At 71.1% G+C, this 17,208-nt stretch carries 14 protein-coding genes; 9 read left to right on the forward strand and 5 right to left on the reverse strand.

The genetic code is table 11. The features are described 5' to 3' along the window. Positions 1 to 11: 11 nt before the first annotated feature. A complete protein-coding gene (treY, locus tag ACFVYN_RS14950; RefSeq protein WP_389997725.1) occupies positions 12 to 2,366 on the reverse strand; it encodes a malto-oligosyltrehalose synthase in 2,355 nt (784 codons plus the stop codon). 136 nt (positions 2,367 to 2,502) lie between these two features. After that, complete coding sequence (gene glgX / locus ACFVYN_RS14955) at positions 2,503 to 4,635, reverse strand: glycogen debranching protein GlgX (protein WP_389997728.1); 2,133 nt, start codon at positions 4,633 to 4,635, stop codon at positions 2,503 to 2,505. A gap of 196 nt (positions 4,636 to 4,831) precedes the next feature. On the opposite strand from glgX, the gene ACFVYN_RS14960 reads away from it, so the two are divergent. From ACFVYN_RS14960 to ACFVYN_RS14975, 4 genes are all read left to right on the forward strand, one after another. Continuing rightward, the gene (locus ACFVYN_RS14960) at positions 4,832 to 5,650 is read left to right on the forward strand and encodes a Tat pathway signal sequence domain protein (RefSeq protein WP_389997730.1); all 819 of its coding nucleotides are present in this window, start codon (positions 4,832 to 4,834) and stop codon (positions 5,648 to 5,650) included. 57 nt (positions 5,651 to 5,707) lie between these two features. After that, complete coding sequence (locus ACFVYN_RS14965) at positions 5,708 to 7,027, forward strand: copper amine oxidase (RefSeq protein ID WP_389997733.1); 1,320 nt, start codon at positions 5,708 to 5,710, stop codon at positions 7,025 to 7,027. Positions 7,028 to 7,129: 102 nt separating this feature from the next. After that, positions 7,130 to 8,374: an SAV2148 family HEPN domain-containing protein gene (locus ACFVYN_RS14970; RefSeq protein ID WP_389998017.1), complete on the forward strand. Its 1,245-nt coding sequence runs from the start codon at positions 7,130 to 7,132 to the stop codon at positions 8,372 to 8,374. A gap of 110 nt (positions 8,375 to 8,484) precedes the next feature. After that, entirely contained in the window at positions 8,485 to 9,207 is a 723-nt protein-coding gene (locus ACFVYN_RS14975) for a 3'-5' exonuclease (protein WP_389997736.1), read from the forward strand. 37 nt (positions 9,208 to 9,244) lie between these two features. Here the strand turns inward: ACFVYN_RS14975 and ACFVYN_RS14980 are convergent, their stop codons facing one another. Further along, entirely contained in the window at positions 9,245 to 9,760 is a 516-nt protein-coding gene (locus tag ACFVYN_RS14980) for a YbaK/EbsC family protein (RefSeq protein WP_389997739.1), read from the reverse strand. After that, entirely contained in the window at positions 9,712 to 10,692 is a 981-nt protein-coding gene (locus ACFVYN_RS14985; RefSeq protein WP_389997742.1) for a DMT family transporter, read from the reverse strand. The genes ACFVYN_RS14980 and ACFVYN_RS14985 overlap by 49 nt, the downstream gene beginning before the upstream one ends. An 80-nt stretch (positions 10,693 to 10,772) precedes the next feature. Here ACFVYN_RS14985 and ACFVYN_RS14990 point away from each other — a divergent pair, with 80 nt between their 5' ends. Continuing rightward, positions 10,773 to 11,735, forward strand: a complete 963-nt coding sequence (locus ACFVYN_RS14990; protein ID WP_389997745.1) for a LysR family transcriptional regulator — start codon at positions 10,773 to 10,775, stop codon at positions 11,733 to 11,735. On the opposite strand, the gene ACFVYN_RS14995 is transcribed toward ACFVYN_RS14990, so the two are convergent. Then, positions 11,736 to 12,590 (reverse strand): phosphotransferase enzyme family protein, encoded by an 855-nt coding sequence (locus ACFVYN_RS14995; protein ID WP_389997748.1) that lies wholly within the window; start codon positions 12,588 to 12,590, stop codon positions 11,736 to 11,738. A 230-nt stretch (positions 12,591 to 12,820) separates the two neighbouring features. Here ACFVYN_RS14995 and ACFVYN_RS15000 point away from each other — a divergent pair, with 230 nt between their 5' ends. The 4 genes from ACFVYN_RS15000 (at position 12,821) to mgt (ending at position 17,145) form a co-directional block, all read left to right on the forward strand. Then, entirely contained in the window at positions 12,821 to 13,756 is a 936-nt protein-coding gene (locus ACFVYN_RS15000; RefSeq protein ID WP_389997751.1) for a carbohydrate ABC transporter permease, read from the forward strand. Beyond that, positions 13,753 to 14,586, forward strand: a complete 834-nt coding sequence (locus ACFVYN_RS15005; RefSeq protein ID WP_389997754.1) for a carbohydrate ABC transporter permease — start codon at positions 13,753 to 13,755, stop codon at positions 14,584 to 14,586. Before ACFVYN_RS15000 ends, ACFVYN_RS15005 begins: the two co-directional genes overlap by 4 nt. Continuing rightward, a complete protein-coding gene (locus tag ACFVYN_RS15010; RefSeq protein ID WP_389997757.1) occupies positions 14,586 to 15,866 on the forward strand; it encodes an ABC transporter substrate-binding protein in 1,281 nt (426 codons plus the stop codon). Before ACFVYN_RS15005 ends, ACFVYN_RS15010 begins: the two co-directional genes overlap by 1 nt. Before the next feature lie 85 nt (positions 15,867 to 15,951). Then, complete coding sequence (gene mgt / locus ACFVYN_RS15015; RefSeq protein ID WP_389997760.1) at positions 15,952 to 17,145, forward strand: macrolide-inactivating glycosyltransferase; 1,194 nt, start codon at positions 15,952 to 15,954, stop codon at positions 17,143 to 17,145. Positions 17,146 to 17,208 lie beyond the last annotated feature (63 nt).

The raw sequence follows: 17,208 nt of genomic DNA on the forward strand, positions 1-17,208 counted from the left end.
CTGACTACCAGTCAGTCCGTGGCGACCCGCTCCAGCAGCGTCACCGGTGACTCGCCCAGCAGTTCCGCCACGCGCGCGTGCCCGGAGAATTCCCGCTCCGGCACCAGCACATCCCGCCATACGCCCGGCGGCAGCGGCAGCACCGTCTCCCCCCAGCCACCCGCCTCCGCCAGCCGCAGCGACAGCCGGGTCACCGCGGTGATCACCTCCCCGGAGCGCGCGAACGCCACGCAGTGCGCCGCCGCGGGCCCCTCCGCGGCCAGCGGTGTGTACGTCGCCGCGTCGCCGAAGACCTCCGGCCGGCGTCGGCGCAGCCGCAGCGCCGCGGCCGTGAGCGCGCCCTTGTCACCGGCGTCCTGCGGCGGGAACCCCACGGCCCGCCGGTTGTCCGGGTCCACCAGCGCCAGGTACCTGCCCTCCGTGCCCTGGTACACATCCGGCACCCCGGGCATCGTCAGCTGCACCAGGGCCGTGCCCAGCTCGTTCGCCCGGATGTGCGGTGCGAGGCGGCTGCGCAGCGCGGCCACCTGTTCGCCCTGCGGCCCGCACGGCCCGGCCTCGACGAACTCCGCCACCGCCTCCTCGTAAGCCGGTTCCTGTTCCGTCCAGCTCGTGTACAGCCCCGCCTCGCGCACATGCTTCAGCAGCGCCTCCCGCACCCGCTCCGGGGCCGCGGGGCCGAGCCCGAACGCCGTCTGCCAGGCCGCCCACGCCAGCTGTGCGTCCGGCCCGCCGTCACCGGCGCGGGTCACCTCGGCCAGCGTGTCCGCCCACCCCTCGGGGCACTCGGTGAGCACGGCCAGGGCCGCGCGCACGTCGGCACTGCGCTTGGTGTCGTGCGTCGACACGACCGTTCCCGTCAGCGGCCAGTCGCGCTGCACGCGCGCGCAGTAGGCGTGGAACTCCTCGGGCGGGACGGCCGGGCTCCCGGGGTTCCCGCCCACCTCGGTCGCCGACAGCAGCGGCACATACCGGTAGAACGCCGTGTCCTCCACGGACTTGGCCCGCAGCGCCGACGCCGTCTGCGCGAACCGGGTCCGGAACTCCACCTGGTCCGGCCCGTCACCGGCCCGCCCCAGCACCAGATCCCGTACGACGTCGACGGCGCCCGCCTCCTCGGGGACCACGAAGGCGAGCCGGGCCTCGGCCGCGGCCTCCTCGGTGACGACAGAGGCGGCGTCCGAGGAGCCGTAGGGCCGGTAGACCTCCATCCGCACCAGAAGTTCCTGGAGCGCGGTGCGCAGCGCCCACGGCGCGCGGTCGCGCAGCGCGGGCTCCGGGGACGTGGCACACACGCGTGCCGCCACCCGGGTCAGCCGGTCGGTCTCCGCGGCCAGCTCGTGCGTGATCACCTTGTACGCCGCCCGCCGTGCCGTCGCGGCCCAGTCGCCGCCGCGGTCGGTCTGGGGGGCCGCGAACCGCCGGTAGTGCCCGAGGAGTTCCCCGAACCCCGCCGGGTCCGTGAACAGCCCGTCGATGTGCCGCAGCGCGTCGTACCCCGTCGTCCCCGCCACGGGCCACGAGGCCGGGAGCCGCTCCCCGTCCGCGAGGATCTTCTCCACGACCGTCCAGCGCCCGCCGGTCGCCTCGTGCAGCCGCTGGAGGTACGCGCCGGGGTCGGCGAGGCCGTCGGGGTGGTCGACCCGCAGCCCGTCGACCACGCCCTCGTGCAGCAGCTGGAGGATCTTGGCATGGGTGGCCTCGAACACCTCGGGGTCCTCGACCCGCACCCCGATCAGCTCGGAGATGCTGAAGAACCGCCGGTAGTTGAGCTCGGTACGGGCCAGCCGCCACCACACGGGGCGGTACCACTGCGCGTCCAGGAGCTGCGGCAACGGAAGGTCCCCGGTGCCCTCGCGGAGCGGGAACACGTGGTCGTAGTAGCGCAGGACGTCGCCGTCCACCGTGAGGTTGCCGAGCTCCGAGCCGACCGGGTTCCCCAGCACCGGCAGCAGCACCTGCCCGCCCTGCGCCTCCCAGTCGATGTCGAACCAGCGCGCGTACGGTGATTTCGGGCCCTCCCGCAACACCTCCCACAAGGCGTGGTTGTGGCGCGGGTCCATCGCCATGTGGTTCGGCACGATGTCCATCACCAGGCCGAGCCCGTGCTCCCGCGCGGTGCGCGAGAGTGCGCGCAGCCCGTCCTCGCCGCCCAGTTCCTCGCGCACGCGTGCGTGGTCCACGACGTCATAGCCGTGCGTCGAACCGGGGACGGACTCCAGTACGGGGGACAGGTGCAGGTGCGAGACGCCCAGCGAGGCCAGATACGGCACGGCCGCCGCCGCGGCCTCGAACGGGAACTCGGGCTGCAGCTGCAGCCGGTACGTGGCCGTCGGCACCGACGGGTCGGGTCGCTCAGATGTCATGCAGACCTACGTACCCGCCCTGCCGCCTTTCGTGTCATCGCGTGCTCCTCGAGTGCGGAGACGAACGTCGGGACGGTCCCGTACCGTCGCGACGACACGGGCCGCGACGGGACGGTACCGTCCCGACGTCAACGTGCTAGACAGGCCGTTGCAGCACCACCATGCTCCGGTCCACCAGCGTCAGCTTGTCCCCGGCCTGCACCTTGGGCCCCGTGCCCGGCGGCACCCCGTCCGGGCGGGCGGTGTCGACCACGACCTCCCACTGCCGGCCGTGGTTGACCGGCACCACGAAGTCCAGCGGCTTCGGCGAGGCGTTGAACATCAGCAGGAACGAGTCGTCGACGATCCGTTCCCCGCGGGCGCCGGGCTCGGAGATCGCGTTGCCGTTGAGGAAGACCGTCAGCGCCGACGCCTGCGCCCGGTCCCAGTCATCCTGGGTCATCTCCTTGCCCTGGGGGGTGAACCAGGCGATGTCCGACAGTTCGTCGTGGGTCCCCTCCACGGGCCGCCCGTGGAAGAAGCGGCGGCGCCGCAGGACCGGATGGTCCTTGCGCAGCCACACCATCGCGCGCGTGAAGGCCAGCAGCTCGGCGCCGAGCCCCACCGCCCCGTCCCCGGCCTCCTCCGGCCACTGGACCCAGGCGAGCTCGCTGTCCTGGCAGTAGGCGTTGTTGTTGCCACGCTGGGTGCGCGCGACCTCGTCGCCGTGACTGATCATCGGCACGCCCTGGGACAGCATCAGCGTGGCGATGAAGTTGCGCATCTGACGGGCGCGGAGCTCCCGCACCTCGGGATCGTTGGTCTCGCCCTCCGCCCCGCAGTTCCACGACCGGTTGTGGCTCTCGCCGTCGCGGTTGCCCTCCCCGTTGGCGTCGTTGTGCTTGTCGTTGTACGAGACGAGGTCGTGGAGCGTGAACCCGTCGTGGCAGGTGACGAAGTTGATCGAGGCCAGCGGACGCCGGCCGTCGTCCTGGTAGAGGTCGGAGGAACCGGTCAGCCGGGACGCGAACTCCGCCAGCGCGCGAGGCTCGCCCCGCCACAGGTCCCGCACGGTGTCGCGGTACTTGCCGTTCCACTCCGTCCACAGCGGCGGGAAGTTGCCCACCTGGTAGCCGCCCTCGCCGACGTCCCAGGGCTCCGCGATCAGCTTCACCTGGGAGACCACCGGGTCCTGCTGCACCAGGTCGAAGAACGAGGACAGCCGGTCCACCTCGTGGAACTGCCGGGCCAAGGTGGCCGCCAGATCGAAGCGGAAGCCGTCGACGTGCATCTCGGTGACCCAGTACCGCAGCGAGTCCATGATCAGCTGAAGGACGTGCGGGGACCGCATCAGCAGGGAGTTCCCGGTGCCTGTGGTGTCCATGTAGTACTGGGGATCCTCGGTGAGGCGGTAGTACGACGGGTTGTCGAGCCCCTTGAAGGACAGCGTCGGGCCCAGGTGGTTGCCCTCGGCGGTGTGGTTGTAGACGACATCCAGGATGACCTCGATGCCGGCCTCGTGCAGCGCCCTGACCGCCGACTTGAACTCCAGGACCTGCTGGCCGCGGTCGCCCCAGGAGGCGTACGCGTTGTGCGGGGCGAAGAAACCGATCGTGTTGTAGCCCCAGTAATTGTTCAGGCCCATGTCGACCAGGCGGTGGTCGTTCACGAACTGGTGGACCGGCATCAGCTCCAGGGTGGTGACGCCGAGCTCCACCAGGTGCTCGATGATCGCCGGGTGTGCGAGCGCGGCGTAGGTGCCGCGCAGCTCCTCGGGCAGCCCCGGGTGCTGCATGGTGAGGCCCTTGACGTGCGCCTCGTAGATCACCGTCTCGTGGTACCCGATCCGCGGCCGCCGGTCGTCGCCCCAGTCGAAGTACGGGTTGACCACGACCGACGTCATGGTGTGCGGCGCCGAGTCGAGGTCGTTGCGCTTGTCGGGCGAGTCGAAGTGGTAGCCGTACACCTCCTCGCCCCAGCGGATCGAACCGCTGATCGCGCGTGCGTACGGGTCGAGCAGCAACTTCGACGAGTTGCAGCGCATGCCGCGCTCAGGCGCGTACGGTCCGTGCGCGCGGAAGCCGTAGCGCTGCCCGGGCATCACGCCCGGCAGATACGCGTGCCGGACGAACGCGTCGCTCTCGCGCAGTTCCACCGCCGTTTCCGAGCCGTCGTCGTGCAACAGACACAGCTCTACTCGGTTCGCGGCCTCCGTGAAGACCGCGAAGTTGGTACCGGCGCCGTCGTACGTGGCACCGAGTGGATACGCCTCTCCAGGCCAGACCTGCATGAACCGACTCTTTCAGCTGTCCCGCGCCGCATGGGGCCCCTTGGCCCCGAGTGTCCACGAAAGTGATGGAACCACCTATGACTTACATCCCTCTTACCGATCGACCAGTGCACAGGGCGATCACAGGATCGTCCCGCGCCGAACCATTGGGGCAGACACATACTCCCGGAGCTTGCCCGGGGAGTAGGGGGAAGATGTGCGCAAGATAGTGCACCGCCACCTCGGGAAGGTGGTGGCAGGTGCGGCGATCGCGGTGGCAGGAACCGCCGTGATGGTCGGGATCACCCTTCCGGGCACCGCGGGGGCGGACGACACGGGGGGCGGCAAGGCAGCCTCGGGGCAGTCCGCGGCGCAGGCGGGACAGGGCGCGGACGGGGCCGTCGCGCCCGGGGTCCTCGAAAAGGCACCGGCCGCCGAGGGCGCGAAGGGCAAGGGCCGCGACCCGCTCACCGACGACGAGATCCAGCGGGTCGAGCAGATCGCCGTGAACCCGCAGCTGCTCAACACCAGCGAGGACGTCGAGGGCGACCGCGGCCCGCAAAGGCTCACCGTGGACCTCGCCGACCCCAAGGTCGGCGAACTGGACGACCCGAACGCGCCCCGCCGCGCGGATGTGACGTTCTACGACTACCGGGACGACACCCTCGTCACCAGGACCGTCGACCTCGACAGCGGCAAGATCGTCGCGACCGGCACCCAGCACGGTGTCCAGCCGCCGCTGAGCGGTGCCGAGTACGCGGAGGCCGCGAGCCTGCTGATCGCCGACCCGCTCGGCGCGGACCTGAAGGCCGACTACAAGGACGCCACCGACAAGGCGCTCACCGACCCGAACCAGCTGCTGCTCACCGGCGCCGTGTACCGGGCCGTCCCGGGCGGGCAGCCCGCCGCGCTCGACAAGTGCGGCGAGCACCGCTGTGTGCGGCTGTTCCCGAAGGTCAAGAACGGCCCCTGGATCGACGCCAGGGCCTTCGTGATCGATCTGAGCGCCCGCAAGGTCGCCAAGCTCGGCAGCTGATCCGCCCTCTTCGTCCGCTTTTCCCGCCTTGTCCTTCCGCAAGGGAGTCTTTTCTTCATGCGTGTCAACAGAATCAGCCGCGCGCGCAGGCACGCGGCCCTCGGCGTGTCCGTGGCCGCGCTGGCCGCCGGTGTCACCACCGGTGCGGGACCGGCCGCGGCCCAGCCGAAGGCCGCCGCCGCGCCCGCGGCGGAGTGCAGCACCGCCTACAAGATCGAGCAGAAGCTCTCCAGCGGAACGACCTGGCGGATGTGCTGGCGCTACGACAGCAAGGCCGGGCTCGTCCTGGAGAACATCTCCTACCAGCCCAAGGGCGAGGCCAGGGCGATCAAGGTCCTCAACAGCGCCCGGCTCGGCCAGATCCACGTCCCCTACGACGACGGCAGCGTCGAGTACGACGACCTGACGGGCTTCGGCTTCGCGCAGGGCCTGATGAACCTGGACCCGGGCGAGTGCCCCGGCGGCACCATCAAGAGCGTCAAGGTCCCCGACTCCTGGGACCCGGACCAGGAGAACGTCAACGGCCTGTGCACCACGACCCGGTCCCGCGGCCACGCCTACCGCATGCAGGGCGACAGCGCCAACAAGGTCTACCAGGCCCAGGGCAAGGACCTGCTCGTCTACTCGGTCAATCAGGTCGGCTGGTACGAGTACATGACCGAGTGGCGCTTCCAGGACGACGGCACCATCACCATGAACCTCGGCGCGACCGGCAGCCTCTCCTACGAGGACTACGACGCCGGCGACGGCCGCGGCTGGCCCATCGGCAAGGGCCCCCGTGCCCAGGCCACCAGCCACAGCCACAACGCCTTCTGGCGCCTGGACTTCGCCCTCGACGGCTCCTCCAGGAACCGGGTCGAGCAGTACGACTCGACGGTCACCGCGGCCGCCCCGGGCCGGCAGACCGCGACCGTCAAGACCACCCGCACCCCGGTCACCAAGGAGCTCGCCGGCGACTCCAAGAGCTACCGCTGGTGGCGCATGGTCAGCGCGGCCGGCAAGAACAAGGACTGGCACCAGCGGTCGTACGAGATCGTCCCCGGCCCGAGCACCAAGTACCCGGCCCGCAGCTTCACCAAGCACGACGTGTACTTCACCGAGTACAACCCGTGCGAGCAGTTCGCCAGCAACAACACCGGCGACTGCGGTGCCGGAGCGGGCAAGTCCGTCGACAAGTGGGTCAACGGACAGACCCTCACCCACCCGGTGGTCTGGATGAACGTGGGCTTCCACCACATCGCCCGGGACGAGGACCAGCAGCCCATGCCGGTCCACTGGCAGGGATTCTCCATCGCCCCCAGGGACGTCACGGCTATGAACCCGCTCACTCCGGCCGAGCTCGCCGGGCAGAACGGGCACTGGGAGTTCGGTAGTTGAGAATCACCCTGTCCATCCGGCTGCACCGCCGACCGCTCCCGGAGTACCCTTCCTTGATCGTTGGCAAGGGGAGTGCTCGGGGGAGCGGAAGGCGGTGCGCGGGTGGGCTCGGGAGGGCTGGAGTTGCCCCCTGGTGACGAGGGTCACGAGGGGAACTCCGCAGACGCCCCGCCCGGCACGGTGTCCCTGGCACGGCCGATGGACGCGGGAGCGACGATCGGGCCGGAGCTGGACTGGGACGCCGACGCCTGGCGCGAGGTGCGTACGCGCGCACAGCGGGCCGGCCGGGCCTACATCTGGCTGAACCTCGTCGAACAGCGGCTGCGGGCTGTCGTGGCCGCTGTTCTGCGTCCCATCTACGAACCCGTCCACGGCCACGACGACTGGGTGGTCGCGGCCGCCGGGCCCGCCGGACAGGAGTGGGTCCAGCGCGCGGTCGCGGTCCGCGAAGTCAGCCGCCGCAAGGGGTACTTGCTCGACCCCGCCGACGACAACGTCCTCAGCTTCCTCACCCTGCCCCAGCTGCGCGAGCTGATGGTGCAGCACTGGCCGTGCTTCGAGCCCTACTTCGACGACCGCCGGGACGTCGAACTGGCCCTGGACGAGCTGGAGGTGACCCGCAACGTCGTCTCCCGCAACCGGGCCCTGTCCGAGGCGGTCCTCGGCCAGGCCGAGCGCGCCGCCGCCAAGCTCCTCGAGATACTCGGTACCGGCGGTGACGTGCCGTCCGCCCGCCGGCTGCCCGTCGACGCGGTCGAGGACCTGGTCGGCGACCGGTACGCCGACGTGGTCGCCGTACACCCCGACCGGGTGCGGCTGCTGAGGCAGTTCCCGGCCGAGGACATCTTCGGCGGCGCGCGTCGTCTCGACGCCGTCGGGATCGGCCTCAACCTCCTCGTGCAGAACTTCTCCGGGCGCCGTCTGGTGCGCCTGGCCGAGGCCGGCTGCCGGGCGCGGCTGCTGTTCCTGAACCCGGCCTCCAGCGCGGTCAAGCGGCGCGAGCGGGAACTGGGCATGAAGCGCGGCGAGTTGAGCCGCGCCGTCGAGATGAACATCCTGCACATGCGCCGGGTGCGGTCGAAACTGCGTGACCCGGGCGCCTTCCAGATCCAGGTCTACGACGACACCCCGCGCTTCTCCGCCTACCTCGTGGACGGCGACGGCTCCGACGGCATCGCGGTCGTGCAGTCCTATCTGCGCCGGTCGCGGGGCATGGAGGCACCGGTCCTCGTGCTGCGCAGCGGCAACCGGGTGGTCAAGGCGGGCGACGTGGACGACAGCGGCCTCTTCCCGACCTACCGCGAGGAGTTCGAGACGAACTGGGTGGATTCGCGGCCGGTGTCCTGAACGTCCCACGGTGCAGGGCGTCAAGCGGAACACGGTCCTCTGATTGTCAGTGGCGCATGGGAAGGTGGAGACCACTGGGGGAAAGCACCACCAAGAAGGGGGGACCACCCATGGGCTGGCACCGAGAGCTGCTGATCGGCTTCGACCTGGAAACCACCGGCACCGATCCGCGCGAGGCGCGCATCGTCACGGGAGCCGTGATCGAGGTCAGGGACGGGCAGCCCCTGGGGCGCCGGGAGTGGCTGGCGGACCCGGGCATGGAGATCCCTGCGGACGCGGTGGCGGTGCACGGCATCAGCAACGAACGGGCGAGCACCGAGGGCCGCCCCGCGGACCAGGTCGCCGACGCCATCGCGGACGTGCTGGCGGCCTACTGGAAGACGGGCGTACCGGTCGTCGCCTACAACGCCGCCTTCGACCTGAGCCTCCTCTCCGCCGAACTGCGCAGGTACGGCCTGCCGTCCCTGCGCGAGCGCCTCGGCGGCCTCGCCCCCGCACCGGTCATCGACCCGTACACCATCGACCGCTCGGTGGACCGCTACCGCCGCGGCAAGCGCAACCTCGAAGCGGTCTGCACGGAGTACGGCATCGCACTCGGCACCGCCCACGACGCCGGCGCCGACGCCCTCGCCGCGGCGCGGCTGGCCTGCGCGATAGCCACCCGCCACCCCAAGGTCGCGGCCCTCGGCCCGGCGGACCTGCACCGCCGTCAGATCGAGTGGCACGCGGAATGGGCGGCGGACTTCCAGGACTTCCTGCGCCGCAAGGGCGACGCCACAGCGGTGATCGACGGCACGTGGCCGCTGCGCGAGCCGGCGGACGAGACGGTGTGACGGGGGCGTTGGCGGGCGGCGGTCTCCGGCCGGCGCGTTACTCCGGCGGCGGACCCGCGATGGGTTCCACCCGCGGTTTCGCCAACCGCTCGTAGTCGGCCCCCGACAGGCACAGCGACCTGTCGAGCCGGGCGGCGTTGAAGTACAGCCGGGGCTGCTCGACGACGGCCGGGTCGGCGACGACCTCCAGTTCGGGGTCGAAGCTGAACGGCAGCACCGTGCCGGGGATCGCCCGGGCCAGCCGTTCGGCGGTCCCCGCGTCGCTGAACCCGGCATAGCGCGCGGCGAACAGCGTCCGGATCGCGTCCAGGTCCACGCGCCGGTCCCCGGGGACGACCGCGAGGACATGCCGGGTGGTCCGGCGGTCCACCTTGACCCGCAGCACGATGCACTTCGCGGCCTCGGAGGCAGGGTGTCCGCGCAGCGCGCACACGGCCTCCGTGGTGCCCTCGGGCGCGTGGTCGATCAACCGGTAGTCGACGGAGGAGGTGTCGAGCAGGGAGATCAGACGGTCGTAGGTGTCGTACGGGTCGTGGGCGTCGACGGCGGGCATCGGGTGTCCTCTTCGGTGAGCTTGGGCTGAACTTCGGTGCGGGAAGGGGCAGTTGCGCGGTGGGCCCGTTCCACGGACTGCCCCCAGTACGTGCCAGTGATCATCATGACCGCCCCCAGCCCGGTCAGTGCGGTGAGGTGCTCGCCACCCAGGGCGACTCCCGCCGCCGCGGCCCAGATCGGCTCGGTGCCCAGCAGCAGACTGGCCCGGCTGGCCGAGGTGCGCTGCACCGCCCAGGTCTGGGCGAGGAAGGCGAACACACTGCAGAACAGGGCGAGATAGAGCAGCTGCGTCCAGGTCGCCGGGTCCGCGTGGGCCAGGGCCGGAAGGTCGTGTGCGGCCAGGGGGAGGAACAGGACCGTGCCGACGAGGGTCTGCACGGTCGTGAGGTGCAGCGGCCGTATCGCCCGGCCCGCGGTGAGCCGGCCGACGAGTGCGACATGACAGGCCCGTATGACCGCCGCCCCCAGCATCAGCAGGTCGCCGAGGCGGGGCGCGTGAAAGCCGTTGCCCGCCATGAGGAGCCCGACGGCCAGCACGCAGACACCGGCGGCGGCGTAGAACACCGGCGGCAGACCGCCCCGGTGACCGGTGCGGTCGAGGAGGGGGGTGAGGACGATGGTCAGGCTGATGATCAGCCCCGCGTTGGCGGCGCTGGTGTGGGCGACGCCGTAGGTCTCGACGACCAGGACCGCGGCCTGGGTGAGGCCCAGGGGCAGCCCCGCCCGCAGTTCCTCGCGGGTCCACCGGCGCGGGCCTCGCCCAGGGAAGACGACGACTCCCAGGCAGGCGAGCGCGGACAGGGCGTAGCGGGCGAGGAGCACCAGCAGGACGGGGAGAGCGGACGTCGCGGTCTGGGCGGAGAGATAACTCGACCCCCAGACGACCGCGACCAGCAGAAGTACCAGGTCGGTACGGCGGGAGTGGGACACCCGCCCACCCTGCACCGAGCCGTCCCTGAAGCCCAGAACCACTTCCTTAAAGGATCTTTTAGTTCTCCTACACTGTCGAGATGGACGAACGACAGCTGCGGATCCTGCGGGAACTCGGCGAACTGGGCAGCGTCACCGCCGTCGCCGACGCGCTGCTGGTGACGCCGTCGGCGATCTCGCAGCAGCTGAGGCTGTTGCAGCGTTCGGTCAAGGTGCCGCTGACCGAGCGCGACGGCAGACGGCTGGTGCTCACGGACGCCGGGCAGGCCCTGGCGGGCGTCGCCATCGAGGTGGAGACGGCGCTGGCCCGCGCCCGCCACACGGTCCAGGAGTTCGTGGACCGGCCCGAAGGCGAGGTCTCGGTGGCCGCCTTCCACAGCGCGGGCGCGGCCTTCTTCCCCCTGCTGCTGCGCGCCCTCGCAGGCCCCGGCACCCCTGTGCCGAGGCTCGCCGACGAGGACGTACCGCAGGAGGACTTCCCACGCCTGACCCGCGCGTACGACATCGTCCTGGCCCACCGCCTCGACCACGCCCCCGCCTGGCCGCCCACGGTGACGGCCACCACGCTCCTGCGGGAACCCCTGGACGTGGCCATGCCCGCCGACCACCCGCTGGCGGCCAGACGCCGGGTGACCCCGGCGGACGTGGCGGGAGAGCCCTGGATCACCGTCCACGACGGCTTCCCGGTCATGGCCACCATCGAGGCGATCGGGGCGGCGGCGGGCCACCGTCTGCACCTGGCCCACCGCATCAACGAGTTCGCGGTGGCGGCGGAGGCGGTCGCGGCGGGGGGAGGCCTCGCCCTGATGCCCCGCTGGACGATGCGCCGCCATCCTGCGCTGGCGCTCAGACCCTTGAGCGGCGTCCGGGCGAGACGTCACATCGACGCGCTGTACCGCCCGGAGAGGACGGCGAGGAGGGCGGTGCGTACGGTCCTTGCGGAGCTGAGACGAGCGGCACGAACAATCCAGGGCGGAGATGACCCACCCAGGGGCGCGGGGAACGGCGCGACCAGCCACGACGGACCCGCAGCCGCCCATTGATCAGAACGCGTACCAGCGCACTTCGGCGTCACCGTCCCGCAGCGAGGCAACCCTGCGCTCGAACTCGGCCAACGCCTTGGGGTTCGACGGCGCATGCTGAGCCACCCACGCACAGCTGGCCGTCTCCCGGGCCCCGCGCAGCACCGAGCACCCCTCCCATTCGCGTACGTCCCACCCGTAAGCAGCGGTGAACGAGTCATAGGCCGCGGCCGGAAGACCGTAGCGGTCACGGGACAGAGCCATCACGACCAGATCGTGCTCCCGCAGATCCGAGGAGAAGGTCTCCAGGTCGACAAGGACGGGCCCGGACGGACCGACGTGCACATTGCGGGGAAGCGCGTCCCCATGGATCGGCCCCGGCTCCAGATGGGGGGTCACCGCGGCCGCGGCCGCCGCGAAACCGTCCCGCCGCTCGCGCAGATACGCCGCGTCAGCGGGGGCGATCGCATCACCCGCAAGCCGCAGCCACCGCTCGACCCCGCCCAGCAACTCCCGGGGAGGCAGGGCGAAGGACGGCGCGGGCAGCGCGTGCACCACCCGCAGCAGTTCGGCCAAATCCCGCGCCTCGGCGGGCCGTACGGCGTCGGGAAGCCGGTGCCACAACGTCACCGGGTGCCCCTCGACCAACCGCGCCTTCGGCTCGGCCGCCCGCACCGCAGGCACCTCCGCCTCCGCCAGCCACACGGCGATGTCCAGTTCCCGGCGCGCCCGGTCGAGGAGCTCGGCGTCGCGCCCCACCTTGACGACCAGGTCACCGACGGCGAACACGGCGTTCTCGCCCAGGGCGAGCAGCCGCGCCGACCCCGTCGGCAATCCCGCCGCGGCCAGTACGTCCCGCGCCCGTGCCTCGTCCATCGTCCCGCCTCCCGGTCCTGACCTGTCCCGCATGCCTGTGCAGTGCCACCGCGAACGGCGTCGACTTCGCGCCATCGCCCCGGTCAGTCTCGCATTCCCACAGGTGGGCCCGTGTGCGCGCTGCCTTGACGGCGCATACCCCCTTCACGACCATGACGGAGGTCCAGGCAGGCCCAGGCCCAGGCCCAGGAGGGCCGGATCGTCACGAGCCGTGCGAAGGAGCCGATGACGTGACCTTGGTGACCGCGAAGGAGCGGTCGGCACAGGGCGCACCGCGCGCCGAGGGGGACCGTCGCCCGACCGACCGCGCGGCCTGGTTCCTGGTGCTGCCCGCGCTGATCCCGATCCTGGTGCTGAGCGTGGGACCCCTGCTGTACGGGATCCTGCTGGCCTTCACCGACGCCCAGTCGGGCCGGACCCGGGCCACCCGGTGGATCGGCGGCCTCAACTTCCAGGACCTGCTGCACGACACGCTGTTCTGGGAGTCGTTCCGGATCGGCCTGGTGTGGGCGGTCGGCGTGACCGTCCCGCAGTTCCTCCTGGCCCTCGGCCTGGCCCTGCTGCTCGACCAGGACCTCAAACTGCGCTGGCTCGCCCGCGGCCTCGCGATCATCCCCTGGGCCATGCCCGAGGTCGTCGTCGGTGTCATGTGGCGCCTCGTCTACAACCCGGACGCCGGTGTCCTCAACGAGACCCTGCGCACCCTCGGTCTCGGCGACGGCCGGGACTGGCTCAGCGGCCTGTCCACCGCCCTGCCCGCAGTGATCGTCGTCGGCGTCTGGGCCGGGATGCCGCAGACGACGGTCACCCTCCTCGCCGGCCTCCAGAACACCCCGCGCGAGCTCCACGAGGCGGCCGCGATGGACGGCGCGGGCGCCTGGCGACGATTCCGCACGGTCACCTGGCCCGCCCTCAGACCGGTCGCGCTCGCGATCACCGCGCTCAACTTCATCTGGAGCTTCAACTCCTTCGCCCTGGTGTACGTGCTGACCAGGGGAGGGCCCGGCGGCCGCACCCGCCTGCCCATGCTCTTCGCCTACGAAGAGGCCTTCCGCTACGGCCAGTTCGGCTACGCGGCGGCGATGGGGCTCGTGATGGTGGCCGTCGTGTCGGTCCTGCTCGCCCTCTTCCTCATGGGCCGTCTCAAGGGAGGTGACGACGCGTGAGGACCAGCACATCCGGCCGCGTCGGCCAGTACGCCGCCCTTCTCGCCTATCTCGTCTTCCTCGCCTTCCCCTTCCTCTGGCTGGTCTCCACCGCCTTCAAGTCCGCGCGGGAACTGGGCAGTCTGCACCCCACCTGGATCCCCCGGGACCCCACCCTCGACAACTTCCGGCAGGCCTTCGACGAACAGCCCCTGCTGCGCGCCGCCGGAAACTCCCTGCTCGCCGCGCTCGCCGCCGCACTGATCGCCGTACTGATCGCGACACCGCTCGCCTACGTCATGGCCCGCCACCGCACCCGGCTCGCGAAGGCCGCCACGGGCTGGGTGGTGGTCAGCCAGGCGTTCCCGCTGGTGCTGGTGATCATCCCGCTGTTCCTGGTGCTGAAGAACCTCCGGCTGATCAACTCCCTGGTGGGTCTGGTGATGGTGTACGTCGTGTGGGCGCTGCCGTTCGCGCTGTGGATGCTCGTCGGGTACGTCCGTGCCGTGCCGACCGAGCTGGAGGAGGCGGCGGCGGTCGACGGGGCCGGGCGGCTGCGGATCCTGGTGTCGGTGACGGCGCCGCTGCTCGCGCCGGGGATCGTGGCGACGGCACTGTTCGCGTTCATCACCGCATGGAACGAGTTCTTCTTCGCGCTGGTGCTGCTGAAGACCGCGGACAAACAGACCCTGCCGGTCGTCCTCACCCACTTCATCGGCGCGGAGGGAGTGGCCGACCTCGGTCCGCTCGCGGCGGCGGCCTTCCTCGCCACCCTTCCCTCGCTGCTCCTCTTCGCGATCATCCAACGCCGTATCACGGGAGGCATGTTGGCCGGGGCGGTGAAGAGCTGATGCGCGCACGATGGATCGTGGGAGTCCTTGTCCTGCTCCTGGCGGGGTGCACCGGCACGAGTACGCCCGGGGACGAGGACGGCCGTATCACCCTCCGCTTCCAGTCCCTCGCCTGGCAGGGGGAGTCCGTCGAGGCCAACAAGAGCCTCGTGAAGGAGTGGAACGCGACCCACCCCGGCGTCAAGGTCGAGTACGTGCAGGGAAGTTGGGACAGTGTCCACGACCAGTTGCTCACCTCCTTCGAGGGCGGCGAGGCGCCCGACATCATCCACGACGCCTCCGACGACCTCGCGGACTTCGCCTACGGCGGCTACCTCGCCGATCTCAGGGGCTTGCTGCCCGAGCAGCTGAAGTCGGACATCCCGCAACGGAGTTGGCAGACCGCCACCTTCGGCGACGGCGTCTACGGCGTGCCCTTCCTCCAGGAGCCCCGCGTCCTCGTCGCCAACGCCGAGTGGCTGAAGGAGTCAGGCGTCCGGATCCCCACTCCCGAACGCCCTTGGACCTGGCCGGAGTTCCGTCGGATCACCGAGCGGCTCAGCGGCGCCGGCAAGTACGGCGTGGCCTGGCCGCTCAAGGAACCCGTCTCCGCGACCCTCAACCTGTCGCTGTCGGCCGGGGGACAGCTCTTCCACCGGGGCGCCGACGGAAAGGTCACCATCCGCTTCGAGAAGGCCGACGAGACGGTGCCCCGCACCATCCACGACCAGGCGAACACCGACCACAGCGCCTCGCCCACCACGCTCGGCAGCGGCGGCTCCGACACCCTGCCCGGCTTCTTCGGCGGCAAGTACGCGATGGTGCCGCTCGGCTTCTCCTACCGTCAGCAGATCGCGCAGCAGGCACCGAAGGGCTTCCGGTGGCAGGTGCTGCCCGCCCCGGCCGGCGCCGACGGGCTCACCCAGGGCGTCAGCCCGCAGACCCTGTCCGTCGCCGAGGACAGCCCGCACAAGAAGGAGGCCGCCGAGTTCATCGCCTTCCTGCTCCGGCCGAAGAACATGGTCCGGCTGGCGCTGGGGGACTGGATGCTGCCCACGGGGACGCGGGCGCTCGCGGATCCGGCCCTGCGCACCACGAAGGACGGCTGGGCCACCGGCACGTCCCTCGCCTCGCACCTCACCACGGCTCCCGCGCAGTCCGTCCGCGGCTACCCCGAGTGGAAGGACAAGGTCGCCACACCGGCCTTCCAAGAGTACTACAGCGGTGCCATCGGCCTCGATGAGCTGCGCAAACGCCTGGAGGACGACGGCAACCCGGTGCTGGCGCGCTACCAGCGCTGAGGCATCGCGGTCGCCGGCCGGTGACCGCGACGCCGCTCAGTAATCACATTGCACGATACGTATCGTCTCGCTTAGCCTCATTCCCATGACCCCTCGCTCGCACATCGCCATGTTCTCCATCGCCGCCCACGGTCACGTGAACCCCAGCCTGGAGGTGATCCGCGAGCTCGTGGCGCGCGGGCACCGGGTCACGTACGCCGTTCCGCCCCTCTTCGCCGACAAGGTCGCCGAGACCGGCGCCGAGGTGAAGCCGTGGAACTCGACTCTGCCCGGTCCCGACGAGGACCCGTCGGCCTGGGGCACCGAACTGCTCGACCACGTGGAGCTCTTCCTCGCCGACGCGATGCAGGCCCTGCCGCAGCTCGCCAAGGCGTACGACGGCGACGCACCGGACCTCGTCCTGCACGACATCACCGCCTACCCGGCCCGCGTCCTCGCCCGCCGCTGGGGCGTGCCCGCGGTCTCCCTCTCGCCGAACCTCGTCGCCTGGGAGGGCTACGAGGAGGAGGTCGCCGGGCCGATGTGGGCCGGACCGAAGAGCACCGAACGAGGGCGGGCCTACTACGCCCGCTTCCAGAACTGGCTGCGGGACAACGGCATCGACCTGCACCCCGACCCCTTCGCCGGCCGCCCCGACCGCTCCCTCGTCCTGATCCCCAGGGCGCTCCAGCCGAACGCCGACCGGGTCGACGAGAGCGTGTACACGTTCGTCGGAGCCTGTCAGGGGGACCGCGGCTCCGAGGGGGAGTGGCAGCGGCCGGCCGGGGCCGAGAAGGTGGTTCTCGTCTCCCTCGGTTCCTCCTTCACCAAGCGGCCCGACTTCTACCGGGAGTGCGTCCGGGCCTTCGGCGACCTCCCCGGCTGGCACCTCGTGCTCCAGATCGGCAGGCAGGTGGACCCGGCCGAGCTGGGCGCCGTACCGAGCAATGTCGAAGTGCGGTCCTGGGTACCGCAGCTGGCGGTTCTCAGGCAGGCCGACCTGTTCGTCACACACGCCGGCGCGGGCGGCAGCCAGGAGGGACTCGCGACGGGCACGCCGATGATCGCCGTACCGCAGGCCGTGGACCAGTTCGGCAACGCCGACATGCTCCAGGGCCTCGGGGTCGCCCGCCGGATCGACACGCAGGACGCGACCGCCGAGGCGCTGCGCGAGGCCGCCCTCGCGCTGGTCGACGACCCCGAGGTGGCCCGCAGGCTCAAGGAGGTCCGGGCGGAGATGGCCCAGGAGGGTGGCACGCGCAGGGCCGCCGATCTCATCGAGGCGGAACTGCGCGCATGAGTGAGGGCCCGTTGGCACCCCGGTTGCCAACGGACCCTCGGTACAAGGGGATTCAGCCCTGCC

The organism is Streptomyces sp. NPDC058307, assembly GCF_042880295.1.
Lineage (GTDB): Bacteria > Actinomycetota > Actinomycetes > Streptomycetales > Streptomycetaceae > Streptomyces.